The organism is Dietzia sp. oral taxon 368, assembly GCF_002999155.1.
Lineage (GTDB): Bacteria > Actinomycetota > Actinomycetes > Mycobacteriales > Mycobacteriaceae > Dietzia > Dietzia cinnamea.
Window position 1 is genome coordinate 283,856 of the sequence record NZ_CP027238.1, and the last position, 21,261, is coordinate 305,116.

21 protein-coding genes are annotated in these 21,261 nt (G+C 72.8%); 8 read left to right on the top strand and 13 right to left on the bottom strand.

Going from position 1 to position 21,261, the window contains the following annotated elements:
- Position 1: 1 nt before the first annotated feature.
- From C3V38_RS01370 to mftA, 5 genes are all read right to left on the bottom strand, one after another.
- Complete coding sequence (locus tag C3V38_RS01370; protein ID WP_061228323.1) at positions 2–817, bottom strand: mycofactocin-coupled SDR family oxidoreductase; 816 nt, start codon at positions 815–817, stop codon at positions 2–4.
- Between the two features lie 34 nt (positions 818–851).
- Positions 852–2,075, bottom strand: coding sequence for a pre-mycofactocin synthase MftD (gene mftD, locus C3V38_RS01375; RefSeq protein WP_061228322.1), 1,224 nt, complete (start codon positions 2,073–2,075; stop codon positions 852–854).
- A 63-nt stretch (positions 2,076–2,138) separates the two neighbouring features.
- The gene (gene mftC / locus C3V38_RS01380) at positions 2,139–3,374 is read right to left on the bottom strand and encodes a mycofactocin radical SAM maturase (RefSeq protein WP_061228321.1); all 1,236 of its coding nucleotides are present in this window, start codon (positions 3,372–3,374) and stop codon (positions 2,139–2,141) included.
- Positions 3,371–3,697, bottom strand: coding sequence for a mycofactocin biosynthesis chaperone MftB (mftB, locus tag C3V38_RS01385; protein WP_106384951.1), 327 nt, complete (start codon positions 3,695–3,697; stop codon positions 3,371–3,373). Before mftB ends, mftC begins: the two co-directional genes overlap by 4 nt.
- Before the next feature lies 1 nt (position 3,698).
- Positions 3,699–3,785: a mycofactocin precursor MftA gene (gene mftA, locus C3V38_RS18255; protein ID WP_063971908.1), complete on the bottom strand. Its 87-nt coding sequence runs from the start codon at positions 3,783–3,785 to the stop codon at positions 3,699–3,701.
- Positions 3,786–3,898: 113 nt separating this feature from the next.
- Here mftA and mftR point away from each other — a divergent pair, with 113 nt between their 5' ends.
- The 4 genes from mftR (at position 3,899) to C3V38_RS01410 (ending at position 6,029) form a co-directional block, all read left to right on the top strand.
- Positions 3,899–4,495 (top strand): mycofactocin system transcriptional regulator, encoded by a 597-nt coding sequence (mftR, locus tag C3V38_RS01395; RefSeq protein WP_254426047.1) that lies wholly within the window; start codon positions 3,899–3,901, stop codon positions 4,493–4,495.
- Positions 4,496–4,560: 65 nt separating this feature from the next.
- A complete protein-coding gene (locus C3V38_RS01400; protein WP_106384953.1) occupies positions 4,561–5,067 on the top strand; it encodes a hotdog fold domain-containing protein in 507 nt (168 codons plus the stop codon).
- Between the two features lie 60 nt (positions 5,068–5,127).
- Complete coding sequence (locus C3V38_RS01405; protein ID WP_106384954.1) at positions 5,128–5,622, top strand: hypothetical protein; 495 nt, start codon at positions 5,128–5,130, stop codon at positions 5,620–5,622.
- Positions 5,619–6,029 carry a transcriptional regulator gene (locus tag C3V38_RS01410; protein ID WP_106384955.1) on the top strand — a complete coding sequence of 137 codons (411 nt, stop codon included), beginning with the start codon at positions 5,619–5,621 and terminating at the stop codon, positions 6,027–6,029. Before C3V38_RS01405 ends, C3V38_RS01410 begins: the two co-directional genes overlap by 4 nt.
- Here the strand turns inward: C3V38_RS01410 and C3V38_RS01415 are convergent.
- On the bottom strand, positions 5,949–6,815 hold the full coding sequence (locus tag C3V38_RS01415) for an ABC transporter permease (RefSeq protein WP_061228317.1): 867 nt from the start codon (positions 6,813–6,815) through the stop codon (positions 5,949–5,951). The genes C3V38_RS01410 and C3V38_RS01415 overlap by 81 nt on opposite strands.
- Positions 6,812–7,864 (bottom strand): ATP-binding cassette domain-containing protein, encoded by a 1,053-nt coding sequence (locus tag C3V38_RS01420; RefSeq protein ID WP_106384956.1) that lies wholly within the window; start codon positions 7,862–7,864, stop codon positions 6,812–6,814. Before C3V38_RS01420 ends, C3V38_RS01415 begins: the two co-directional genes overlap by 4 nt.
- Positions 7,865–7,995: 131 nt before the next feature.
- Here C3V38_RS01420 and C3V38_RS01425 point away from each other — a divergent pair, with 131 nt between their 5' ends.
- A complete protein-coding gene (locus C3V38_RS01425) occupies positions 7,996–8,391 on the top strand; it encodes a VOC family protein (RefSeq protein WP_061228315.1) in 396 nt (131 codons plus the stop codon).
- 99 nt (positions 8,392–8,490) lie between these two features.
- Positions 8,491–9,321 (top strand): CoA ester lyase, encoded by an 831-nt coding sequence (locus tag C3V38_RS01430; RefSeq protein ID WP_061228314.1) that lies wholly within the window; start codon positions 8,491–8,493, stop codon positions 9,319–9,321.
- Positions 9,322–9,345: 24 nt separating this feature from the next.
- On the opposite strand, the gene C3V38_RS01435 is transcribed toward C3V38_RS01430, so the two are convergent.
- The 5 genes from C3V38_RS01435 to eccCa form a co-directional block, all read right to left on the bottom strand.
- On the bottom strand, positions 9,346–10,704 hold the full coding sequence (locus C3V38_RS01435) for an NAD-dependent succinate-semialdehyde dehydrogenase (protein ID WP_106384957.1): 1,359 nt from the start codon (positions 10,702–10,704) through the stop codon (positions 9,346–9,348).
- A gap of 166 nt (positions 10,705–10,870) precedes the next feature.
- A complete protein-coding gene (locus C3V38_RS01440; protein WP_007628507.1) occupies positions 10,871–11,164 on the bottom strand; it encodes a WXG100 family type VII secretion target in 294 nt (97 codons plus the stop codon).
- Between the two features lie 33 nt (positions 11,165–11,197).
- The gene (locus C3V38_RS01445) at positions 11,198–11,518 is read right to left on the bottom strand and encodes a WXG100 family type VII secretion target (RefSeq protein ID WP_007628508.1); all 321 of its coding nucleotides are present in this window, start codon (positions 11,516–11,518) and stop codon (positions 11,198–11,200) included.
- A 112-nt stretch (positions 11,519–11,630) separates the two neighbouring features.
- Positions 11,631–12,476, bottom strand: coding sequence for a hypothetical protein (locus tag C3V38_RS01450; RefSeq protein ID WP_106384958.1), 846 nt, complete (start codon positions 12,474–12,476; stop codon positions 11,631–11,633).
- Complete coding sequence (gene eccCa, locus C3V38_RS01455; RefSeq protein WP_106386321.1) at positions 12,473–16,570, bottom strand: type VII secretion protein EccCa; 4,098 nt, start codon at positions 16,568–16,570, stop codon at positions 12,473–12,475. Before eccCa ends, C3V38_RS01450 begins: the two co-directional genes overlap by 4 nt.
- 190 nt (positions 16,571–16,760) lie before the next feature.
- On the opposite strand from eccCa, the gene eccD reads away from it, so the two are divergent.
- Positions 16,761–18,281, top strand: coding sequence for a type VII secretion integral membrane protein EccD (gene eccD, locus C3V38_RS01460; RefSeq protein ID WP_061228309.1), 1,521 nt, complete (start codon positions 16,761–16,763; stop codon positions 18,279–18,281).
- Positions 18,278–19,729, top strand: a complete 1,452-nt coding sequence (gene mycP, locus C3V38_RS01465) for a type VII secretion-associated serine protease mycosin (protein ID WP_082767655.1) — start codon at positions 18,278–18,280, stop codon at positions 19,727–19,729. Before eccD ends, mycP begins: the two co-directional genes overlap by 4 nt.
- A gap of 65 nt (positions 19,730–19,794) precedes the next feature.
- Here the strand turns inward: mycP and eccB are convergent, their stop codons facing one another.
- On the bottom strand, positions 19,795–21,249 hold the full coding sequence (gene eccB / locus C3V38_RS01470) for a type VII secretion protein EccB (protein WP_061228308.1): 1,455 nt from the start codon (positions 21,247–21,249) through the stop codon (positions 19,795–19,797).
- Positions 21,250–21,261: the final 12 nt, after the last annotated feature.

Sequence of the window (21,261 nt, forward strand, 5' to 3'; positions counted from 1 at the left end):
GTCAGACCTTGATCGCGCCCATGTCGACGGTGAAGGTCGAGGCGGTGATGGTGCGCGAGGCGTCCGACGCGAGGAACATCACCGAGTCGGAGATGTCGTCGGTGCTGGCCATGCCCATGCCCAGGATCGGGGTGAAATGCGGCAGGAACTGCGGCATGTTGTTGAACACCTCGAGCGCGTCGGGGTCCTCGGCACCCATCGGCGTCCGCACGCCGTAGGGGTGGATCGTGTTGACCCGGATGCCGTGCTCACCGAGCTCCTTCGCGGCGGTCTGCGCGAGGCCCACCACGCCGTACTTGGAGGCCGAGTACGGGGACTGCACCGGCATGGCCTTGAGGCCCGCCACCGAGCTGACCAGGATGATCGAGCCGCCGTTACCCGCGTCGAGCATGTGCGGGATCGCCGCACGCAGCGTCTTCCAGTACCCCGTGAGGTTGATGTCGAGGGTGTCCTGCCACTGCTGCTCGTCGAGCTCCCAGACCTTGCCCCAGTTGCAGATGCCCGCGTTGGCGATCACCACGTCCAGGCGGCCACCGAAGCGCTCCAAGCCGCGGGCCACGAGGGCCTGCTGGAACGCCAGGTCGCGGACGTCACCGACCTCGGCGAGGATCTCCCCTCCCTCGGCCTCCACGCGCTCGATGGTGGTGGCCAGGTCGTCCTCGGTGGCGGCCCGGTACTTCACGTACTCGGACGGCGAGTCACACAGGTCCAGGCCGATGATCCTGGCGCCCTCGCGCGCGAAGCGGATCGCGTGCTTGCGGCCCTGGCCGCGGGCCACACCGGTGATGTAGACGACCTTGCCGTCGAAATCTCCCATTACAGGGGGTGTCCTTCTCTTCCGTGGTGGTGGGTCAGACGCCGAGACGGCGCATGAAGTCGTCGGGGATGACGTAGTCGTCGCGGTTCAGCTCGGAGATCGAGGACTTGCTCAGCCCGATGAGGCTCGAGTCGAGTCCGGAACGCATGATGTCGAGGACGTTCTCCACTCCCGCCTGGCCGTTGGCCCCGAGCCCCCACAGGTACGCGCGACCGATCATCACGGCCCGGGCACCGAGCGCGAGTGCCTTGGCCACGTCCGAACCGCGACGGATGCCGCCGTCGAGCAGGACCTCTACCTGATCGCCCACCTCGTCGGCGATCGGCGCGAGGCACCGGATGGACGCCGGGGTGGCGTCGAGGTTGTTGCCGCCGTGGTTGGAGACGGAGATCGCGGTGACCCCGGCGTCGACGGCCCGCTTGGCGTCGTCGACCCGGATGATGCCCTTGAGCATGACCGGTCCGTCGTAGTTCTCCACGACCCAGGCGATGTCCTCCCACGTGGCCGGCGGGGTGCCCATCCACTCGCCGTAGGCACCGAAGAACGTCGGGCCCATCTCGCCCTTGCCCACCAGGTTGGGGGTCGTCAGATCGGGGAACCGCTTGTTGACCACCACGTCGCGGGCCCACTCGGCGGCCCAGCGGGGACGCACGGCGATCTGCGGGGCGAGGGTGATCATGGCCCTGGCATCGAGCTTCTCCGGGATGGCCGGGCTGCCCCAGTCACGGCCCATCGAGAACGACCAGTCGGTGGTGAGGATGACCCCCGCCGCCCCGGCGGCCTTGGCGCGCTCCAGCCGCTCCAGCACCTTCTCCTTGCCGCCGAGCCAGTACACCTGGAAGAAGGTCTGCGGGTTGGCCGCGATGACCTCCTCGATCGGCTTGGACGCGAACGAGCTCAGTCCCATCGCGGTGCCGCGGGCGGCCGCGGCACGGGCCACATCCACCTCGCCGTCCGGCGTGACGGCCTGGACACCGGTCGGCGAGATCATCACCGGCAGGCTGATGGGCTGGCCCATCACCGTGGTGGCCATGTCACGGTCCTGCTTGGCGCCGATCACGTGGGGCTTGGGCTCGAGCTCGGTGAAGGCGTCCATGTTGTCGCGGATGGTCACCCCCGCCTCGCTGCCGCCGACGAGCGCCATGTACACGCTCTTGGGCAGCTTCTTCTTCGCGCGGCGCTGGGCCTCCGCGACAGACTCGAACCACGGGTTCTGGCGCCAGGGGTTGGCCTCGGCGATCTTCGACAGGCGGGACACGGTGGTGGCTGCTCCTTCTAGGGGGTTGGTCCGGGCCAGCGGGGTTCGTCCGGGCGGGCCGGCTCAGATCGGGGACTCGTCGCACAGGCTGGTGGGCCTGCGCGGCGGTGTCGTGACGAGGGTCAGCGGCACCGGGCCGGTGGGCTGCTTACGCGCCGCGAGCCCCATGGGCCGCGTGTGGTCCTGCGAGGGGTCGGGGATGCTGCGCTCAGCCGCGAGCAATCCCTCTCCGTAACCCTGGACGCACTCGGGGTCCGGGCCGTCCATCGGCAGCCCGGTGAAGAACTTGGCCGCCATGCAGCCACCCCGGCAACTGTCGTAGAAGTCGCAGGACGCACACGCCCCGGCCGACTGCGGCTCGCGCAGCTCACGGAACAACTCCGAGGTCTGCCACACCGTCTCGAGCCCGCCGTCGGCGACGACGTTGCCGGCGAGGAACTCCTCGTGGATGGCGAACGGACAGGCGTAGACGTCGCCGATCGGGTCGATCAGGCACACCACACGGCCGGCGCCGCACAGGTTGAGCCCGGGTAGCGAGCCCTGCGCCTGTCCTTCACCGAAGGGGGTCAGGTGGAAGAAGCTGTCGCCGGTAAGCACATCGGAGCCGTTCGCGACCAGCCAGTCGTACAGGTCCTTCTGCTGCTCGGGCAGGGGATGCAGGTCGTCCCACACGTCGGCGCCGCGGCCCGACGGACGCAGGCGCGTGATGCGCAGGGTCGCGTCGTACTTGTCGGCCAGCGCCTTGAACTCGTCCAGCTGGGTGACGTTCTCGCGCGTCACCACCACCGAGATCTTGGCGTCGGTGAAGCCGGCGTCCTTGAGGTTCTGCAGCGCACGGCAGGCCATGTCGAAGGACCCCGGGCCGCGGACCGCGTCGTTGACCTCCGCGGTCGCACCGTCGATGGAGATCTGGACGTCCACGTAGTCGCTCGCGGCCAGGCGCCTGGCGACCTTCTCGTCGATACGGACACCGTTGGTGGAGAACTTCACGCCCACCTGGTGGCTGGTGGCGTAGTCGACCAGCTCCCAGAAATCGGAGCGGACCGTCGGCTCGCCTCCGCCGATGTTGACGTAGAAGACCTGCATCTTCTGCAGCTCGTCGATGATCGACTTGCACTGCTCGGTGCTGAGCTCGCGCGGGTCACGGCGACCGGAGGAGCTCAGGCAGTGCACGCAGGCGAGGTTGCAGGCGTAGGTGAGTTCCCAGGTCAGGCAGATCGGCGCGTCGAGCCCACGCTCGAACTGGTCGACGAGGCGGCCGACGGGCGCCGGGGCGGGACGGTCGAGCATGCTGGTCATGAGGTCTCCTCGATCATGCGCGAGGCGGCGAGCTGGCCGAGCGCGTGCAGGTACAGCCGCGCTGTCGCCGGATCATCGATCGACACCCCGGCGGCGGCACAGGCGGCGCGCGCGGTGGGGTGGTCGGCGAGGGTGCTGACCACCTCGACGATGGTCGGCGACTTGAGAAAGCTGAGCTTGCGGGTGTGGAAGTGGTAGAGCAGGGCCCCGAACGGCTCGGGCCGCAGGGCGACGCCCGGGTGCAGGCGCCAGCCGGCGTCGAGATCGAATGCCGCCGGGGCGGCCGTCTGCCCGGCGCCGGCCGGCGCTGCTGCGGAGGTCATCTCAGTAGACCCCGCACATGCCGTCGATCGAGACCTCCTCGATGAGGGCCTCCTCCAGCACGACCTCGGTGTTCTGCGCGTTGTCCATCTCGCGTCCTTCCCTCCGGAAACTGCGGGAACCCCACCACGGGCGTGGTGAGACCCGAATCATATTGGCACTTGGTGCCAGTGGCAAGGATCACTGATCTAGGCTCTCGTGTCATGGGAATGACGGGAATGACCTCGGGACGGACGCCCGGACGTCGCCCGTCGACCACCCGCGCCTCGATCGTCGACGTGGCTCTCGACCTGTTCGCGCGCCAGGGGTACGAGGCCACGAGCGTCGACCAGATCGCCGAGGCCGCCCACATCTCGCGGCGCACCCTGTTCCGCTACTTCCCCGGCAAGGCCGCCATCGCATGGGGCGAGTTCGACGAGCAGATCCAGCTCATGCTGGAGTACCTGGCCGACGTCCCGGAGAACACCCCACTGCGCGACGCGCTGGCGGACGCCCTCATCGCGTTCAACACGTTCCCGCCGTCGCAGACCGAGGTCCACCGCCTGCGGATGCGCCTCCTCCTCGGCGTGGACGAGCTCCAGGCCCACTCGACGCTCGTGTACGCCGACTGGCGCCGGGCCGTGGCCGGATTCGTCGCCGACCGGCGGGGCGAGACGGTGGACGACCTCGTACCCGCCGCCACCGCGCACGCCGCACTCGGGATAGCGCTGTCCGCCTACCGCATCTGGGTGGCCGAGCCCGGGGCGGACCAGGATCGCCTCCACGAGCTCCTGCGCCGCGGGACGCTGATCCTCGCCTGACGAGGTGAGCACTCGCGCGCACCGGGTGGCCGCGGGACAACTTACCGACGGGTAACCTCGTCGTCGTGACCGAAACCCCGCCCCGCCCCACCGCCGACACCTCCACCTACCGCCTGTGGAAGACCGCCACCCGCCTGCCGTTCGGGTCCCGCCTGTTCAGCGCGGCGGTGAGCCTCAAGGCCCCGTACTTCCGCACCGCGTACCCGCACGTCACCGAGCTCCGGCCCGGACGCTGCGTCGTGCGCGGGCCGGGCTGGTGGGGCAACCGCAACCACATCGGCACCTTCCACGTGATCGCCGCGTGCAACCTCGCGGAGATGGCGATGGGCATGCTCGCCGAGGCCACCGTGCCCGCGACCCACCGCTGGATCCCCGTGGGCATGAACGTGCGCTACCCCGCGAAGTCGACCGGCGGGATGACCGTCACGGCCGAATGGACCGAGCTGCCCGACTTCGCGTCGATCACCACCGGGCAGGACGTCGAGGTGCCCCTGCGGTTCGTCGACGACGCGGGGGTCGAGCCCGTGGTCGGCAGCATCACGATCCGGGTCTCGCCCAAGAAGAAGGCGTGAGCCTGGACCACTTTAGTTTTTCCGTTGCGGAAACGGAAAGAGACCCCTATCGTTTCCGTCATGGAAAATAACGCGTCTCCGCCGTACGATCCCGCCGCCGCCCTCGCCGACGTCGACTCGGCCCGCCGCTCCGTGGCCGACAGGCTCACCACCCCGTGGTGGTACCACCCCGCCCTCGGCGCGATCCTCGCCGCGATCATGCTGGTGGGCGCTCTCGACCTCCACGACGTCGTCCGCCTCGTGGTCTCCCTGTGTGGGGCGATCGGCATCGGACTGCTGGTCGGGGCCTACCAACGCACCACCGGCCTGTGGGTCGACATTCGCAACCTCGGTCCCACCTCCCGCAGATGGTGGTTCGCCTACGCGATGATCGTGCTGGTGGTGACCGGCTCCTCGCTCCTCCCCACCGCCTCGGGCCGGGCGCTTCCCGTCTGGCTGGCCGTCCTGCTGGCCGCCGTGGCCGTGATCGCGACGATCGTCCTGGGCCGGCGGGTCGACGACGCCATGCGCGCGGAGATCCGTTCCGGCGCCGCCGCGATCCCTTCTCGCCGATGAGGGCCGGACGCCCCGCACCGCGGTTCGACGAGATCATCCACGCCCCACACCGCCTGCGGATCTGCGCCCTGCTCTCCCCCGTGGAGTCGATGGAGTTCGGGACCGTCCGCGACGAACTCGGGGTGGCGGACTCGGTGCTGTCCAAGCAGTTCAAGGTCCTCGTGGACGCCGGATACGCCACCACATCCAAGGCCGCCGGCGCCACCGGGCGGGCCCGGACCTGGCTGGCCCTCACCCGGGCAGGCCGCAACGCGTTCGGCGGGCACCTCGAGGCGCTGCGCGACCTGGCCGCCGCTGCGGAGGGCGAACCGCTCGCCCCGAGCGGGTCAGTCGCGGGTGCGGGCGTCGAAGGCCTTGATCGCGATCGGGGCGATCACCACCGTCAGGCCGACGATCCACAGCAGTGACGCCAGCACCGGGTGCTGCAGCGGGAGGGCGGCGTCCGGGCCGACGGCCGGGGCGTTGCCCCAGAGTTCCCGCATCGCCTGCACCACCGAGGAGAGCGGGTTCCACTCCGCGATCGCCCGCAACCACACGGGCATCGACTCCGGCGGGGCGAAGGTGTTGGCGACGAACGTGATGGGGAACGTCGTGGTGAACATGACGCCGTTCACCGCCTCGATCGTCTTGAGCCGCGAACCGACGACGATGCCGATCCAGATCATGACGAAGCCGAAGCCCAGCAGGATGAGGTATCCGAGCAGCGCGTCGATGATCCCGCTGCGGATCCGCCACCCCACGATGAGGCCCGTCAACGACATGACCACGACGCCGATCGAGGAGTGGATGAGGCTCGACGCGCTCCGCGCGATGAGGATGGACGCCCGCTGGATGGGCAGCGTCCGGAAACGGTCGATGATGCCCTTGTTGAGGTCGTTGCACAGTCCCGAGGCCACGACGAACGACGAGAACGCCATGGTCTGCGCCATGATCCCGGGAAGCAGCCACTCGCGGTAGTTCCCGCTCCCCGCCACGGCGATCGCACCGCCGAAGACGTACGCGAACAGCAGCACGAACATCACCGGCTGGATGGTGACGTCCGCGAGGTTCTCCGGCTGCCGCCGGATGTGGAACAGATTGCGGCGCACCAGCGCCGAGACCTGCCGGCCGAACGACGGGCCGTCCGGGCGGGCCGGGACGACGAAGCCGTCCGCGCTGGTGGTTCCCACGGCGGGGTCCGCGACGGTGCTCATACCCGGTACTCCTCCTCGGTGGTGCCGAGACCGGCGGTCTCGGATCGGGCGGTGTCGGATCGGGCGGTGTCGTCTCCGCCGGACTCGAGTCGGGGGTCCTCCGCCTTACGCCCCGTCAACGAGAGGAAGACGTCGTCCAGGCTCGGGCGCTGCAGGCCGATGTCGTCCAGCTCGATACCGGCCTCGGTGAACGCCGCGGCGATCCCCGCGAGCGCGGAGACACCTTCCGACGGCGCGGTGAGGCGGCGCGCGTCCCGGTCGACGTGGAAGTCGGCGATCCGGGTCGTCAGCACCCGCGCGGCTTCGTCGACGTCCTCCGGACGCGACACCGTGATCACCAGACTCGCCACCCCCGAGCGATCCTTGAGCTGCAGCGGCGTGCCCTCCGCGATGACGCGTCCGTGGTCGATCACGATCACCCGGTCGGCGAGCTGATCGGCCTCGTCGAGGTACTGGGTGGTGAGCAGCAGCGTGGTGCCGTCACGGACCAGTCCGCGCAACACGTCCCACAATTCGTTGCGCGACCGTGGGTCCAGACCGGTGGTCGGCTCGTCGAGGAACAGCACCGGCGGGGCCGCCACGAGACTGGCCGCCAGGTCCAGGCGGCGCCGCATCCCGCCGGAGTAGCTCTTGGCGACGCGGGTCGCCGCCTCGGTGAGCGAGAACTTCTCCAGCAGTTCGTCCGCCCGCGCCTTCACCGCCTTCTTCGGCAGCCCGTACAGGTCACCGACTAGCCGGAGATTCTCCCGCCCGGTGAGCAGTTCGTCCACCGTCGCCGATTGGGCGGTCAACCCCATCTTCTTGCGCACCAGTGCGGGTTCGGAGACGACGTCGTGGCCGGCCACCCGGGCGGTTCCCGAGGTCGGCGGACTCAGGGTGGTCATCATCCGGATCGTGGTGGTCTTGCCGGAACCGTTCGGGCCGAGCAATCCGAGGACCGTCCCGGTGGGGACGGTGAACGAGATGTCGTCGACAGCGGTGAAGTCACCGAATCGCTTGACGAGGTGTTCGGCCTCGATCGCCGGTGCGGACGTGGATCGGGTACTCACCCTCAAAGGGTGGCCTCCACCCGTGGAGTAGTCAACAGTCCCGCCGCGCCGTGCGGACAGATCCTGTCAGCAATGCGGTCCGCGGCGCCGGATCGGATGCCGACGAGCCCCGACCGACCTACCGTCGTTCCATGCCCCGCATAGCCATCACCTCCGTCCACGTCGACGACCAGTCGCGTGCGCTCACCTTCTACACCGAGGTCCTGGGGTTCGTCCACAAACACGACTTCCCCGCAGGCGACTTCCGCTGGCTCACGGTGGTCGACCCGGGTGACCCGAACGGCACCCAGTTGCTGCTCGAGCCCGATCAGCACCCCGCCGCCCGGGCCTACGCCACCGCGTTGCACGCCGACGGCATCCCCGCCGCCCAGTTCGAGGTGGACGACATCCACCGGGCGCATGCCGAGCTGCAGGAACGGGGCGCGCGGATCGTGCAGCCGCCCACCGAGGCGGGTCCGGTGTGGACGATGATCCTCGACGACACCTGCGGCAACCTCGTCCAACTCGTCACCGCCGCGGACGTCTGAGGTCCGGTCGCCGGAGCCGTACCCGGCTCGTCGACGTATCGTGGGGAGGCCGCGCCAGCGCCTTCCGACGCCCCCACGACCAAAGGATGACCGGTACCCGTGAGCCCCCAGTCGACCATCCCGCCGACCATCGCCCGTTCGTGGCTCCTGCTGCCCGCGGACAAGTCCGAGCGTTTCGACGACGCCGTGGACTCCGAGATGGACGTGGTGGTCCTCGACGTCGAGGACGGGGTGCGGCAGTCCGAGAAGGAACGCTCGCGCCGTGAAGTGCGCCAGTGGCTCGAGGCGGGCAACCACGCGTGGATCCGCATCAACGACGTCCGTTCGCCGGAGTGGGAGAAGGACCTCATGGCTCTGGGCCACTGCCCCGGGCTGGACGGAGTGATGCTGGCCAAGACCGAGAACGCCGAGCACGTCGCCCTCACCGCGGCCCGCCTGGCCGAGGGCACCCCGATCGTCGCCCTGGTCGAGTCCGCGGACGGCCTGGCACAGGCGGCGGAGATCGCCAAGACCGACCAGGTCGTGCGCCTGGCGTTCGGCGTCGGGGACTACCGCCGCGACACCGGGATCGGGTCCTCTCAGATCGCCCTGGCCTACACGCGCTCGCAGTTCGTGGTGGCCAGCCGGATCGCGCGCGTCGCCCCGCCGATCGACGGGCCGACCATCTCCAACGACACCCGGGTCCTCATGGACGCGGCGGAGCACGCCGTCGAGATGGGCATGACCGGCAAGCTGTGTCTCCGGGTCGACCAGGCGCCGTACATCAACGAGGTCCTCTCCCCCTCCGCCGCGGACGTCTCGTGGGCCGAGTCGGTCATCGACGAACTCGGGAACGGCGGCGAGCGCTGCCGCGACGGTTCCGACCTGCCGCGTCTGGCCCGCGCGCAGAAGATCGCCCGGCTCGCGCAGGCGTACGCCGTCGCGCGCTGACGGAAGCCGCGGAAACCTCGCGCGTCAGCTGACGCGCTGGAGCCGCACGTTGGCGAACTCGGTCAGGCCCCATCGTCCCAGCTCGCGACCGTATCCGGAGCGTTTGACGCCGCCGAACGGCAGCCCCGGGAGGGTGGTGCCGTGTTCGTTGACGTAGGCCATGCCCACCTCGAGCCGCTCCGCCACCTCGGAGGCGCGCTCGGTGTCGGTGCCCCACACTGATCCGGAGAGGCCGAAGGGCGTGTCGTTGGCGATGCGCACCGCCTCGTCGACCGAGTCGTAGGTGTACACCATCGCGACGGGGCCGAAGATCTCCTCGCGGTAGGCGTCCATCTCCTCGGTGATGCCGGTGAGGATGGTGGGCTGCATGAACGCGCCGGGCCGGTCGATCGCCGCGCCGCCCGTGACGAGCGTCGCGCCCTGCCGGACGGCCGTCTCGACCTGCTCGACGACGCCGTCGCGGGCGTCCTCCGACGACAGGGGCCCGAGCTCGGTGCCCTCGTCGGCGGCGGGCCCGACGGTCAGCTCCTCGTAGAGGTTCTTCAGCCGGCCGAGGAAGTCCTCCTCGAGCTGCGTCGGGACGAAGATCCGCTTGGGCGAGTTGCACGCCTGCCCGCAGTTCGACAGCCGCGCCCGACCCACGGTCTCGGTGAGCTCGTCGAGGTCGTCCGCGTCGAGGATGATGAGCGGGTCGGACCCGCCGAGCTCCAGCACGCTGGGCTTGAGGTTCTCCGCGGCCACCGTGGCCACCGCGGCGCCGGCTCCCTCGCTCCCGGTGAGGGAGACGCCCTTGATCCGGGGGTCGGCGATCATCTCGGCGACCGTGTCGCTGGAGGCGTAGACGTTGACGAAGACGTCCTCGGGTAGGCCCGCCGCGCGCTGCACCTTCTCGATGGCCGCGGACGACCGGGCACAGATGCTGGCGTGCTTGAGCACGACGGTGTTGCCGAGCAGCAGATTGGGCGCGGCGAACCGGGCGACCTGGTAGTAGGGGTAGTTCCACGGCATGATCCCCACCAGCGGCCCGACGGGCTCGTAGGTGACCCGGTTGAGACGCGCCTCGGGCACGTCCAGCGACTCGGGCTCCAGGAGGGCGGGACCGTGCTCGCCGTACCAGCGGTAGATCGACGCCGCGAGCTCCACCTCGCCCTGCGCCTGGTCGGGCAGCTTGCCCATCTCGGTGGTGATCGCCTTACCGAGTTCTTCGCGGTGCTCGTCGAAGGCGTCCGCGATCGCCACCAGGATGCGGGCCCGCTCGGCCAGGTCGGTGGCGCGCCAGGTGGCGAATCCCCCGGTGACCGTGTCCAGGACGCCGTCGACGTCGCGGATCTGTTCGTATTCGCGGTCGGTCCGACCGGTGGACGGGTCGTGCGTGACGTACATGCGGTCCTCCCTCTTCTCGCGGCGGCCGGTGGTGGTGCCCGGTCGTGTCCCGCGACGGTAGGCGGCGGGTCGGACCGGTGCATCCGGTCGGTGCGCCCCGACCCCGCCGCCGCGGTGGTGCGGGACGGGGTCGCAGGAGGTCGGACGTGGGCGTCGGGCCGGTGGGTCAGCCCCAGCCCTGGGCGGCACGACGATCCGCGTCGGCCATGCCCTGGTTGCCCTGGGCGGCGGCGCGGGAGATCTCGGCGAGCATCGCCTGCAGCGCTGCCGCGGCCTGGTCCCAGTCGTTCTGGTGCGCCTGGTAGGCGACCGCGGCGTCGCCCTCCCACTCTGCGACCAGCGGGGCGAGGTAGGCCTTGAGGTCGTCGAGAGTGGTGCGCAGGTTGGTGGACGCCTGCGCGACCTGGCCGACGAGGGCCTCGATCGGGCCGTGGTTGTAGGTGATCTGTCCAGAGGTCATGACGGTCCCTTCCGGTGGTGGTGGTGTCGGCGATCAGAGGTTGAGCGGGCCGGTGCCGCCGGCCCGGGTGATGAGGGCGGCCGAGTCCTGGTCCGCGGCGTCGAACGACGAGCTGTTGGTCCGCATCGTCTCCGAGATCCCGGCGAGGGCGTTGTTGAGCTTGGCACTCTGCTGCTGCCACTCGGTCATGATCTGGGTGAAGCGTGCCTGCGCGGCGCCGCGCCACACCGAGCCGCCGAGCTGGGACACCGAGTCGCGCACGGTGCCGAGCAGCCGGTCGATCTCGAGGTTCACGTCGTCGACCCTTCTGGCCGCCGTGTCCATGGTCCCGATGTGGGTGTTGAACCCGGTCATCTCGTCCTCCCCTGTGGTCGCTGCGGACTCCCGTTCTGGGTCCGTCACAGTGTTCGACGCGGCCGGGAGGCCGTTCGGTTCCACGGGATCGGGAGAATCTCCGTCGGGGTCGTCAGGAGGTGGCGTAGAGCCGGGCCGCCGCCTCGACCGGCGCGACCTCGGGTACGACGAACGACAGCAGGCGGGCCCGGTCGCACGCGTCGACGACCCGTTCGGCGACCCTGCCGCGCGCGAGGACCTCCGAGGACCCGGTGGCCGCCTCGCGCCGGCGGCGCCGCAGGACGGCGACGGCGTCGAGGATGCGCGGCACCTCGTCGTCGACGGCGGTGTCGCGGAACGGGTCGCGGCGCTGCACCACGGCACGGTCGACCAGGGTCAGTCCGCCGCGCGCACGTTCGACGAGCGAGACCGTGGTGCGCGTGCGGGAGGCTTCCACACATACCGCCCAGCGCGCCGACGACGACGGCAGCGCCTCGGCCGTGACCAGGGCTGAGCGGACCACGCGGGCGGCGACCCCCACGCCCCGGGCGGCGGCCACGAGCCGGGTGGTGCGGCTCGTCCCCCAGTCGCTGGGCACCACCAGCACCGCGGCGTCGCCGTCACCGTCACCGGAACCGTCGCCGGGCCCGGTCCCGGCCCAGCGCAGTGCGCGCGCGACGGGCGCCGCGAGGAGCTCGGGAACGGGCACCGAGAGGCCGGCGACGTCCACGCGATCGCGGTGCGCATGGGCGACGGGGTCCGCGAGACACCGGTCCGGGAAGCGGGCGGCGACCGCGTCGGCCCGATCCGAGCACTCGATGCGGTCGCCACCGGGCGGGAGCGCAGATCCGTCGAGGCCGGCGAGGACGGAGGCGGGGGCGACCACCGGGGACAGCACCGCCGAGGCGGACGCCGCCGCGACGGCCAGCCCTGAGCAGGACAGGTCGACGGCCAGGGTCGCCGCCCGAGCGTCGGTCACGGGTCGGACAGGGCGGTCTGGACCAGCCGCACGCCGCCGTCGCGGGTGACGAGCCGTCCTCGCCCCGCCGGCAAGGGGCCGGGTCGCACGCCGCCGAGCAGCGGTCCCTCCTCGCGGCTGCCGGACATGAGGAACCCGGCGCCGCCCAGGTCGCGGATCCGGGCCACGAAGGGGTCGAAGAGCGCGCGCGAGGCGCCGGCGCTGCGCCGGGCCAGGACGACCGACAGGCCGATGTCCCGGGCGTGCGGCAGGAAGCGCGCCAGGGGCTGCAGCGGGTTGCCCCCTCCTGTGATGACGAGGTCGAGGTCGTCGACGAGGAGGTAGATCCCGGGCCCGCTCCACCACGACCGCGCGCGCAGCTCCTCGGCCGTGACGTCGGCGCCGGGCATGCGCTCGTCGAGGACCTGCGCCAGGTGCTCAACCATGGGCACGAGGGCCGTCTCGGTGGGCGCGTATCCCGCGAGGTGGTCCCCGGTGACCTCGCCGAGCATCGTGCGCCGGTAGTCCACCACGATGAGCTTGGCGTGTTCGGGGGTGTTCCCCGCGACCAGCCCGCGGGACAGCGACCGCAGAAGGGAGGTCTTCCCGCACTCCGAGTCGCCCAGCACCAGCATGAGCGGGTCGCCCTCCAGGTCGGCGTAGACCACCGTGAGGTCGGCCTCGTCCACGCCGAGCGGGAGGCGGGTGCGACGACCGTCGGCGTCGGGACGGGCCAGGCTCGCGACCTGCGCGTAGGGCAGCACCTCGGGCAGCATCCGGACGGGGGCGGCGCCGACGTCGCCCACCCGGGCGCGCCACCGCCGGGCGAGGTGACGCGAGGCCTCGGCGGTCGCGTCGGCCATACCCTCCGGGTCGACCCGACCGTCGAGCCGGGGCTGGTAGACCAGCATGTGATCGCGGGTGCGGGTGAGTCCCCGCCCCGGGGCGGCCGGGACCGTCATCGCCGCGCGCCGGTCGATCATGGAGTCGGTGGGATCGCCCAGCCGCAGCTCGACCCTCGTGCCCAGGGCGTCGCGCAGCGCCGGCCGCAGGTCCGCCCAGCGGGAGGCGGACAGCACCACGTGGATGCCGTAGGACAGCCCGTCCGCGGCCAGGCCCAGGACCACGGCCTCGAGGTCCTCGAACTCGGTGCGCAGGGCCTGCCACCCGTCGAGCACCAGCAGGACGTCGGGGTATTCCGTCACGGGGCGCCCGTTCCGCTCGACGACCCGGAGGCGCGCCTGGTCGACGGAGGTGATGCCCGCCTCACGGAAGGCGGCCTCGCGACGGCGACGCTCGGCGTCCACCTCGGCGATCGTGCGCCGGATCCTCTCCTCCTCACCGCGGCGGGCGACCCCGCCCACGTGCGGCAGGTCCGCGACCGACTGCAGCAGTCCGCCGCCGAGGTCCACGACGTATACCGACAGCCGGTCGGGCTCGGTGGTCGCGGCCGCGGACAGCACGAGGGTGCACAGCGTCGTCGACTTGCCGGAGCGGGTGCCGCCGACGACGGCGACGTTGCCGTCGGCCCCGGACAGGTCCACGTACCAGGTGTCGCGGCGCTGCTCGAACGGAAGATCCACCTCGCCGAGCGGGAACCGCAGCCCGATCGGCCGGACGCCCGCGATCGCCGTCCCGTCCTCCACGACACCGACCGCACCGCCCGCGGCCGCGGCGTCCGTCGCTGCGGCGTCCCTCGATGCGGTGCCCGCCGGCTCGGTGCCCACGGCCGAGTCCAGCGGTGCCCCCTCCCCCAGAGGGGCCAGCCACACCTCGTGCGCGGGTCGGCCGTGCCCGGCGAGCCGGCCCACCAGGACGTCGAGGAGGCTCGCCGCCCCCTCCGCGCCGTCGGTGTCCGCGCCGTCCCCGGGAACGAGGTCCTCCTCGTCGTCGCCTCCGATCACCACCGGTGGGGTCGGCACCGGCATGTACCAGGCGGTGAACGGCCGCACCGCGGCCCGGGCGGCGACCATGGCCACCGTGGAACCGTCGAGGCGTCGGTCCTCGGTGTACGGACCGGAGACATAGGCGGCGTCGAACCGCACCGGGTCGCCGGCGTCCACCTTGAGGTAGCCGGCGCCCGGGGTCGCGGGCAGGTGGTAGGCGTCGGTCACGCCCAGAACCGTGCGGGACTCGGTGGCCGAGAACGTCTTGAGCGCGATCCGGTAGGACAGGTGGCTGTCCAGCCCGCGCAGCCGTCCCTCCTCGAGGCGCTGGGAGGCGAGCAGCAGGTGGATGTGCAGGGACCGCCCGAGGCGCCCGATCGTGAGGAACAGCTCGGCGAACTCGGGCTTGGAGGACAGCAGTTCGGAGAACTCGTCGACCACGATCACCAGCGCGGGGAGCGGGTCCAGCGGGGCGCCCTTGGCGCGGGCGGCCTCGTACTCCGCGACGTTCGAGTAGTTGCCGGCCGCGCGGAGCACCTCCTGGCGCCGGGTGAGCTCCCCCTCGAGGGCGTCCCGCATGCGGTCCACCATGGTGACCTCGGCCTGCAGGTTGGTGATGACCGCGGCGACGTGCGCCAGCGACTCCAGCCCGAGGAACGTGGCGCCGCCCTTGAAGTCCACCAGCACGAGATTGAGCGAATCGGGGTCGTGGGTGGCGACGAGGCCCAGCACGAGGGTGCGCAAAAACTCGGACTTGCCGGATCCGGTCGCGCCGATGCACAGCCCGTGCGGACCCATGCCACCGTGAGCTGCCTCCTTGAGGTCCAGCTCCACAGGCGCGCCGTCAGGACTAACCCCCACGGGCACGCGCAGCCGGTCGCGCTCGCCGCGGCGTCGCCACGCGACCGCCGGGTCGACCTGGGTGGCCACGCCGATCCCCAGCAGGTCGGGCAGGCCGGGCGCGCGGCGGGTCGAGGTGGAGCCGTCGGCGTGGGTCACCGTGTCGGCGGGCCGGTAGCGCGACAGCGCCATGGCCAGGCGTTCGGCCTCCGGCGGGCTCATCGCGTCGACACACGCGACCTCCTCCTCCCCCGCCTCGGTGCGGACGCGCGCCACACGATCGTCGTCGACGCGGATGCACAGACCCCGGCGCAGCGCGAGGTCGCGCAGCTGCCCGGCGCGGCTGCCGGAGACCTCGAGCACCGTGACGCCGTCGAGACCGTCCTCGGCCAGGAGACGCTCGGCGCCGGTGACGCCGACCCCGTCGACGACGACGACGAGGTGCGCCCGCCCCGGGACACCGGCCGCGCTCGGGGAGAAGGCGGGACGGTCCGAGAGGTCGGTCCCGAGCATCGACTCGACCCCGGCGAGCGAGAACTCGGTGAGCCGGACCCGCCCGCCGCCGTCGGTGTAGACGGGGTGTTCGTGGTGCGGGAGCCATTTGAGCCACTCCCAGGCCCGGCGGGCGTCGCCCTCGCTCGCGGCCACCGCGACGCGGACCCGGTCGGGACCGTGGGCCACCACGAGGCCGGCGATCATGGCGCGTACGGCGGCGCGTACGCGGTCGACGTCGCCGTCGAGGGACAGGGCGGCGAACGCGCGCAGTTCCAGCGCGACGGGCAGCTCGTCGACCACCGAGTGCACGCGGACGAAGCGTCGCATGCTCACCACCGACACCGGCTCCAGGTCGTCGACGGGACCGGCGTCCGGGGCCTCGAGCCGGGTCGCGAGCGACTGGCGGCCGGGGCCCACGCGGATGGTGAGGTCGTCGGGATCCGACTCGTCGCGCTCCCACATGCGGGGCGTACCGACGAGCGCGGGCAGCTCGACGGGGTCCGGGTGGCGCCACAGTGCGGCCGCCCGCTGCGCGGCCGCGGTCTCACGGACGATGTCCCTGGTCTGACCGAGGTAGCGCAGGTAGTCCTTGCGCAGTTCGTCCGTCTCGGCGGTCTTGCTCCCGCCGGTCAGCGTGCCGGCGAGCATGCCCACCGCCGAGACGGCCATCATCACGGGGAAGAGCATGAACACGGGGTTGCGCATCATTCCCGTGCGCATCATCACCACGACCATCCCGCCCACGGCCACCACCAGGACGATCGGCAGCACGATCTGGATGAGCGGACGCGGGGTCGGCCGCGGCAGGGCGGGCGGCGCCTGCAGCGCGATCTCGCCGCCGGGTATGGGCGGGGCGTCGAGCTTCTCGGCGCGCGCGAACACGACGTCACCCATCAGCGGCACCCGTGTGCGTCATCTGCGATCGTCCCCTCCACTGCCGACGGGCGCGCGGCGCGCCGCCGGGAGTTGGGGCCCCCACGAGCGCCCTTCCGCCCCGAAAATGATCGGCGTATCGGGTGGCGATGTTAGGGCAGTACACGTCCTGGCGGGGGCACCAACCGGGAACGAGCAGGAGGTCGGTGAGATGTCGGCGGACAGTGAGATCAGGGGCGTCGCCGCGGGCGTCGAACCCCTGGACCAGCGCCGGGTGTCGGTGGTGTGCCGCTCCACCCGGGTGGATCTGAGTCTGCCCGCCCACCTCGAGCTGGTCGCGGTGATCCCGGAGGTCGTGGACCTCGTCCGCGACCACATCCGCGCGGCCGCGGGCCCGGCGTCGGGGGTGGACGTCGACGCCCGGATGGGCGGCGGCACCGGCGGGTCCTGGCAGCTGTCCCGACTGGCCGGCGGCCCGCTGGCCGTGTCGGAGACCCTCGCCCAGCAGCGCGTCCACGACGGCGAGATACTCGTGCTGGACCACCGCCCGGTGCCGACGCCCGCCCCGCTGTTCGACGACGTCCTACAGGGACTGACCGAGCCGGACGTGGCCCGCTCCGCCTCGTGGGACCGCCGTGACGCGGTCACCACCGCGACCGCCGCGACCGCTGTCGTGGCGGTCGCCGCCGCGGTGGCGGCGACACGGCAGTGGTGGCTCGACGGCGGGCTCACGACCCCGCTGGTGTCGTTTCTGCTCGGGCTGCTCGGCCTGGCCGCGGTCCTCGCCCTGCGTCGCGCCTCGGTGCACGGGTCCGCGGACGCCGTCGCGGGTGCGTGTGCAGTGGGCTTCACGGTGCTCGCGGGGGCCACCGTGGGTGGCCCTCCCGTCGGCGCCGGGCATCTCCTGGGCGGGCTCACGGCCGGGTCGGTCCTCGCCGCGTTGTTGCGGTCGACCGTCTTCCGCCCCGGGCCGGCCCTCGGCTACGACACCGCCGCCGGGTACCTCGCGGCGTGCGTGGCGCTCGCGACGGGCGCGGTCGGTGCGCTCGTGGCGGCGACGACCCCCACGCCGGCCCCCGCGGTGGGCGCCGGTGCCGTGCTCGTCGGGCTCCTCGTGCTCACCGCGGCCCCGCGGATCGCCGTCTGGGCCGCCCGCATCCCCATCCCGCCGGTGCCCGCCCCGGGCGAGGACGTCGAGGCCGGCGACCTCGAGGACATCGACCACGACGTGCGCGGTAGGGCCCGCGGCCCCCTGCCCACGCCGGGCGTGTTGCGGCACCGGTTCCTCACCTCGCGGTCCTGGCTCACCGGCCTGTTGGCCGCGGCCGGCGCGGTCTGCACCGCCGGGTCGCTGACGTCCCTGACCGGCGACGGCGACACCACCCGCTGGTCGGCTCCGCTGGCGCTGGTCCTCATCGTGGTGCTGGTGCTGCGCGGGCTGGGCTACGCCGACCGGGTCCACACCGCCGTGCTGCTCATCTCGGCGCTCGTGCTGACCGCCAGTGTACTGGTGGGCGCGGGCCTGACCGTCGACTCGCCGGTGGGGGTCGTCGTCCCGGCCGCGGTGGCCGTCGCCGCGGCGGTCATCGTGGCCGCGTCGGTCCTCCCGCACGTCGACCTCTCCCCCGGGGCGCTCCGGGCCGTGGGCGTGGTCGAGGCCGTCGCCCTCTGCGCGATCGTCCCCCTCGCGGTGGGTGCCATGGAGGTCTACTCCCTCGTCCGCCAGCGATGACCGACCCGGGACCGGCCGCGCGCCCCGCCCACGGCCGCCGTGCCGCCCGTGTCGCCCGTGCCGTCCGGCGGACCGCTGCCACGGCAGCCGTGGCAACGGTGGTGGCCGGTCAGCTGCTCGCCCACCCGGCGGGGACGCCCGCCGCGTCCGCGGTGGAGCGCCCGTCGATCGACGGCCCGGTCCCCGAGGGCTCAGGGCTGGACTCCGGGCCGCTTCGCCTGGACGGCCCGTGCCGCACCACCGCCGCCGTCCTCGACCCGACCGCCCCACCCGCCTCGGCGACCGCCGCCGAGCTGGCCGACGCATGGATCCACGGCCGCGGGGAGGGCCAGGTCGTGGCGGTCATCGACACCGGGGTCAACCCCGGGCCGCGGCTGCCCCGGGTCCGCGGCGCCGGTGACGTGGTGCCCGGCCGGGACGGTACAGAGGACTGTGACGCCCACGGCACGCTCGTGGCCGGGGTGCTCGCGGGCACCGAGGACGCCACCGGACACTCGGGCATCGCACCCGGCGTCGAGATCGTCTCGATCCGCCAGTCCAGCAGCGTCCTCCGGGCCGAGAGCCCCGGCCCCGACGGCCCGACGGTCGGGGCCGGGGTCGGCACCCTGTCCACCCTCGCCCGGTCGATCCGGGCCGCCGTCGACGCCGGCGCCGGCGTCATCAACATCTCCGAGGTCGCCTGCGTCCCCTCCGGCACCGTGCTCGCAGACGCCACCCTCGGCGGTGCGATCCGCTACGCCGCCGTCGACCACGACGTCGTGGTCGTCGCCGCCGCCGGGAACGTCGGCGAGGCGTGCGGCGAGCAGAACCCGCCCTCCGCCGACCCGTCCGTACCGGGCGACGACGGTTGGGACGACGTCCTCACTATCGCCTCCCCCGCCTGGTACGACGACCACGTGCTCACCGTCGGTGGCGTCGACGCGGACGGCGCCCCCGCGGAGTTCTCGTTGCGCGGCCCGTGGGTGGACGTCGCCGCGCCCGCCGTGGGGCTGCGGTCCGTGGGCGCCGACGGCGCGGGCGTGTCCGACTTCGTCGTGGCCGGCGACGGCTCCCGCACCCCGATCAGCGGCACCAGCTTCGCCGCGCCGTTCGTCGCCGGCACCGCCGCGCTCGTCCGTCAGGCCCACCCCGGACTCACCGCACGTCAGGTGATCGCCCGGATCGAGGGCACCGCGATCCCTGCCGCGGGCGGGCACGACCACGCGATCGGCCACGGGGTGGTGGACCCGGTGGCGGCCGTGACCGGCGTCCGTAGAGCCGGCCGTCCCGCCCCGTCGACCACCACGATCGCCGCTCCCCCGCCCGATCCCGGCCCACCGGGTGCGGGCGCCGGCGCGGGCGTGGCGGCGGGCGCTCTGGCCCTGGGCGCGATGGCCCTCGTCGTCGTCACCCTGCTCGGGTCCCGCGACACCGGGCGCCGCGACGACCGACACACCCTCGCCGACTGACGGCGCCCCGCCGCCCGTCGCGCACCTCCCACCCGTCACGGGCCACCGCCCGCCACGCGCCCGGTTCAGCGCGTCGCGTCGTCCGGACCCGCCGGCTCCAGATCCGAGCCGTCCCGGGCGACCAGCGCCGACCCGCGGTCCAGGCGCGGTCCGGCCGGGAGGCGGTCGAGAATCGCGGTGTCCACGGGCACCGGCGCGCCACCCAGGCCGAGCACCGCGGCGGTCGGTGCGTCGGGGACGTCGAACCGCACGCCGGTGTCGGCCACGATCGTCGTGACCGCGGTGCGCGTCGTCGTGCCCCGTCCCGTCGCCGCGACGAGCAGCCCGCCGCCCGGCACGCCCACGGCGTCGACCGCCGGGCCTCCGCCGTCGGCGCCGGCCACCGCCCGGGCCTCCCCGGGGCCCGGAGCCGGCGCGCCCGCCACCAGGGACACCCGGCGCGCGGCGGGGCCCGGCCCGCCCGCGTCGCGCACGCACATCACCGGCGAGGCGGACGTCTCCAGCACCGTCGGGCGCTCGCCGGGGAAGGCCTCCACGTCCAGCGCCACCGACCGCGGCACGCCCATCCGGTCCGGCGGCACCTGCGCGACCGTCCCGACCGTCGCGGTGGACCGGATCACGTCGGCGAGGACCGGTCCGACCTCCTGCACACCGTCGGCCAGCGCGACGTGGGTCCGCGTCCCCGTGGCCGTGTCCACGGTGAACACCTGGCCGATCCGCAGCCCGTGGAGTCCGTAGTCGACCGGTTCGCCCGCCATCTCGATCACCGGCCGGCGCACCGGGTCCACCTCCGGCAGCGGGTCCACCAGGGCCGCCGTGACCGGACGCGGGTCGACCCCGCCGAGGCCGAGGATCTCCAGCAGGTCGCCGTCCCCGAGGTCGATGCGCGCGCGGGTGCCGTCGCGGAGCAGCCAGCCGGTGCCGTCCTGGTCCGCCAGCACGATCTCGTCCGGGCCCGTCTCGCGACCGGACGCGGCCCCGGCGTCAGCGTCCTCCCGCGCGACGATGCTGGTGCCGGTGACGCGCGGGCGTCCGCGGTCGGCGTCGACGACCTCGTCGCACACCGTCCACGACACGGCGGCCGCCGCCTCGGCGTCCCGGTGACCCGGTAGCGCCGAGGGCGCGCCGGGGATGCCGAGCAGCCCGCCGCGCGGGGTGCCGGCGATGTCGGCGTCGCGCACGGTCCGCGGCTCCGCCGGCTCTCCTGACACGAGGCGCGCGGACGCGAGGTTGCGCACGGGGTGCACCTTCTCACCGGCGCGCACGTACATCTGACCGGAGTCCCGCCCGACCATGATCATCGTGCTCCCGACGTCCGGGGCGGGGTCGAGCAGGGCCAGCACCGCGGCCCCGGCCACACCGAGCACAGCCGCGACCACGCCCACCGTCAGCCCCGTCGACTGACGCCTGAGCGGATCGTGCAGCATCCGGACGTCCCGGGCGACCACGGCGTGGCGGGCCCGGCGGGCGAGAAAGCGGTGGCCGTCCACCTGCGCCCTGGTCGTCGGCTTGAGCGGCACCGGCGCGGCCCC

Bases quoted from the DNA above. Each gene is read 5' to 3' on its own strand.
- eccD (WP_061228309.1), top strand. From the start codon at position 16,761: ATGTCGGCGGACAGTGAGATCAGGGGCGTCGCCGCGGGCGTCGAACCC.
- C3V38_RS01370 (WP_061228323.1), bottom strand. From the start codon at position 817: ATGGGAGATTTCGACGGCAAGGTCGTCTACATCACCGGTGTGGCCCGC.
- C3V38_RS01415 (WP_061228317.1), bottom strand. From the start codon at position 6,815: ATGAGCACCGTCGCGGACCCCGCCGTGGGAACCACCAGCGCGGACGGC.
- C3V38_RS01410 (WP_106384955.1), top strand. From the start codon at position 5,619: ATGAGGGCCGGACGCCCCGCACCGCGGTTCGACGAGATCATCCACGCC.
- C3V38_RS01425 (WP_061228315.1), top strand. From the start codon at position 7,996: ATGCCCCGCATAGCCATCACCTCCGTCCACGTCGACGACCAGTCGCGT.
- mftC (WP_061228321.1), bottom strand. From the start codon at position 3,374: ATGACCAGCATGCTCGACCGTCCCGCCCCGGCGCCCGTCGGCCGCCTC.
- C3V38_RS01405 (WP_106384954.1), top strand. From the start codon at position 5,128: ATGGAAAATAACGCGTCTCCGCCGTACGATCCCGCCGCCGCCCTCGCC.
- C3V38_RS01445 (WP_007628508.1), bottom strand. From the start codon at position 11,518: ATGACCGGGTTCAACACCCACATCGGGACCATGGACACGGCGGCCAGA.
- C3V38_RS01440 (WP_007628507.1), bottom strand. From the start codon at position 11,164: ATGACCTCTGGACAGATCACCTACAACCACGGCCCGATCGAGGCCCTC.
- C3V38_RS01435 (WP_106384957.1), bottom strand. From the start codon at position 10,704: ATGTACGTCACGCACGACCCGTCCACCGGTCGGACCGACCGCGAATAC.
- mftB (WP_106384951.1), bottom strand. From the start codon at position 3,697: ATGACCTCCGCAGCAGCGCCGGCCGGCGCCGGGCAGACGGCCGCCCCG.
- mycP (WP_082767655.1), top strand. From the start codon at position 18,278: ATGACCGACCCGGGACCGGCCGCGCGCCCCGCCCACGGCCGCCGTGCC.
- eccCa (WP_106386321.1), bottom strand. From the start codon at position 16,570: ATGGGTGACGTCGTGTTCGCGCGCGCCGAGAAGCTCGACGCCCCGCCC.
- mftA (WP_063971908.1), bottom strand. From the start codon at position 3,785: ATGGACAACGCGCAGAACACCGAGGTCGTGCTGGAGGAGGCCCTCATC.
- mftR (WP_254426047.1), top strand. From the start codon at position 3,899: ATGGGAATGACGGGAATGACCTCGGGACGGACGCCCGGACGTCGCCCG.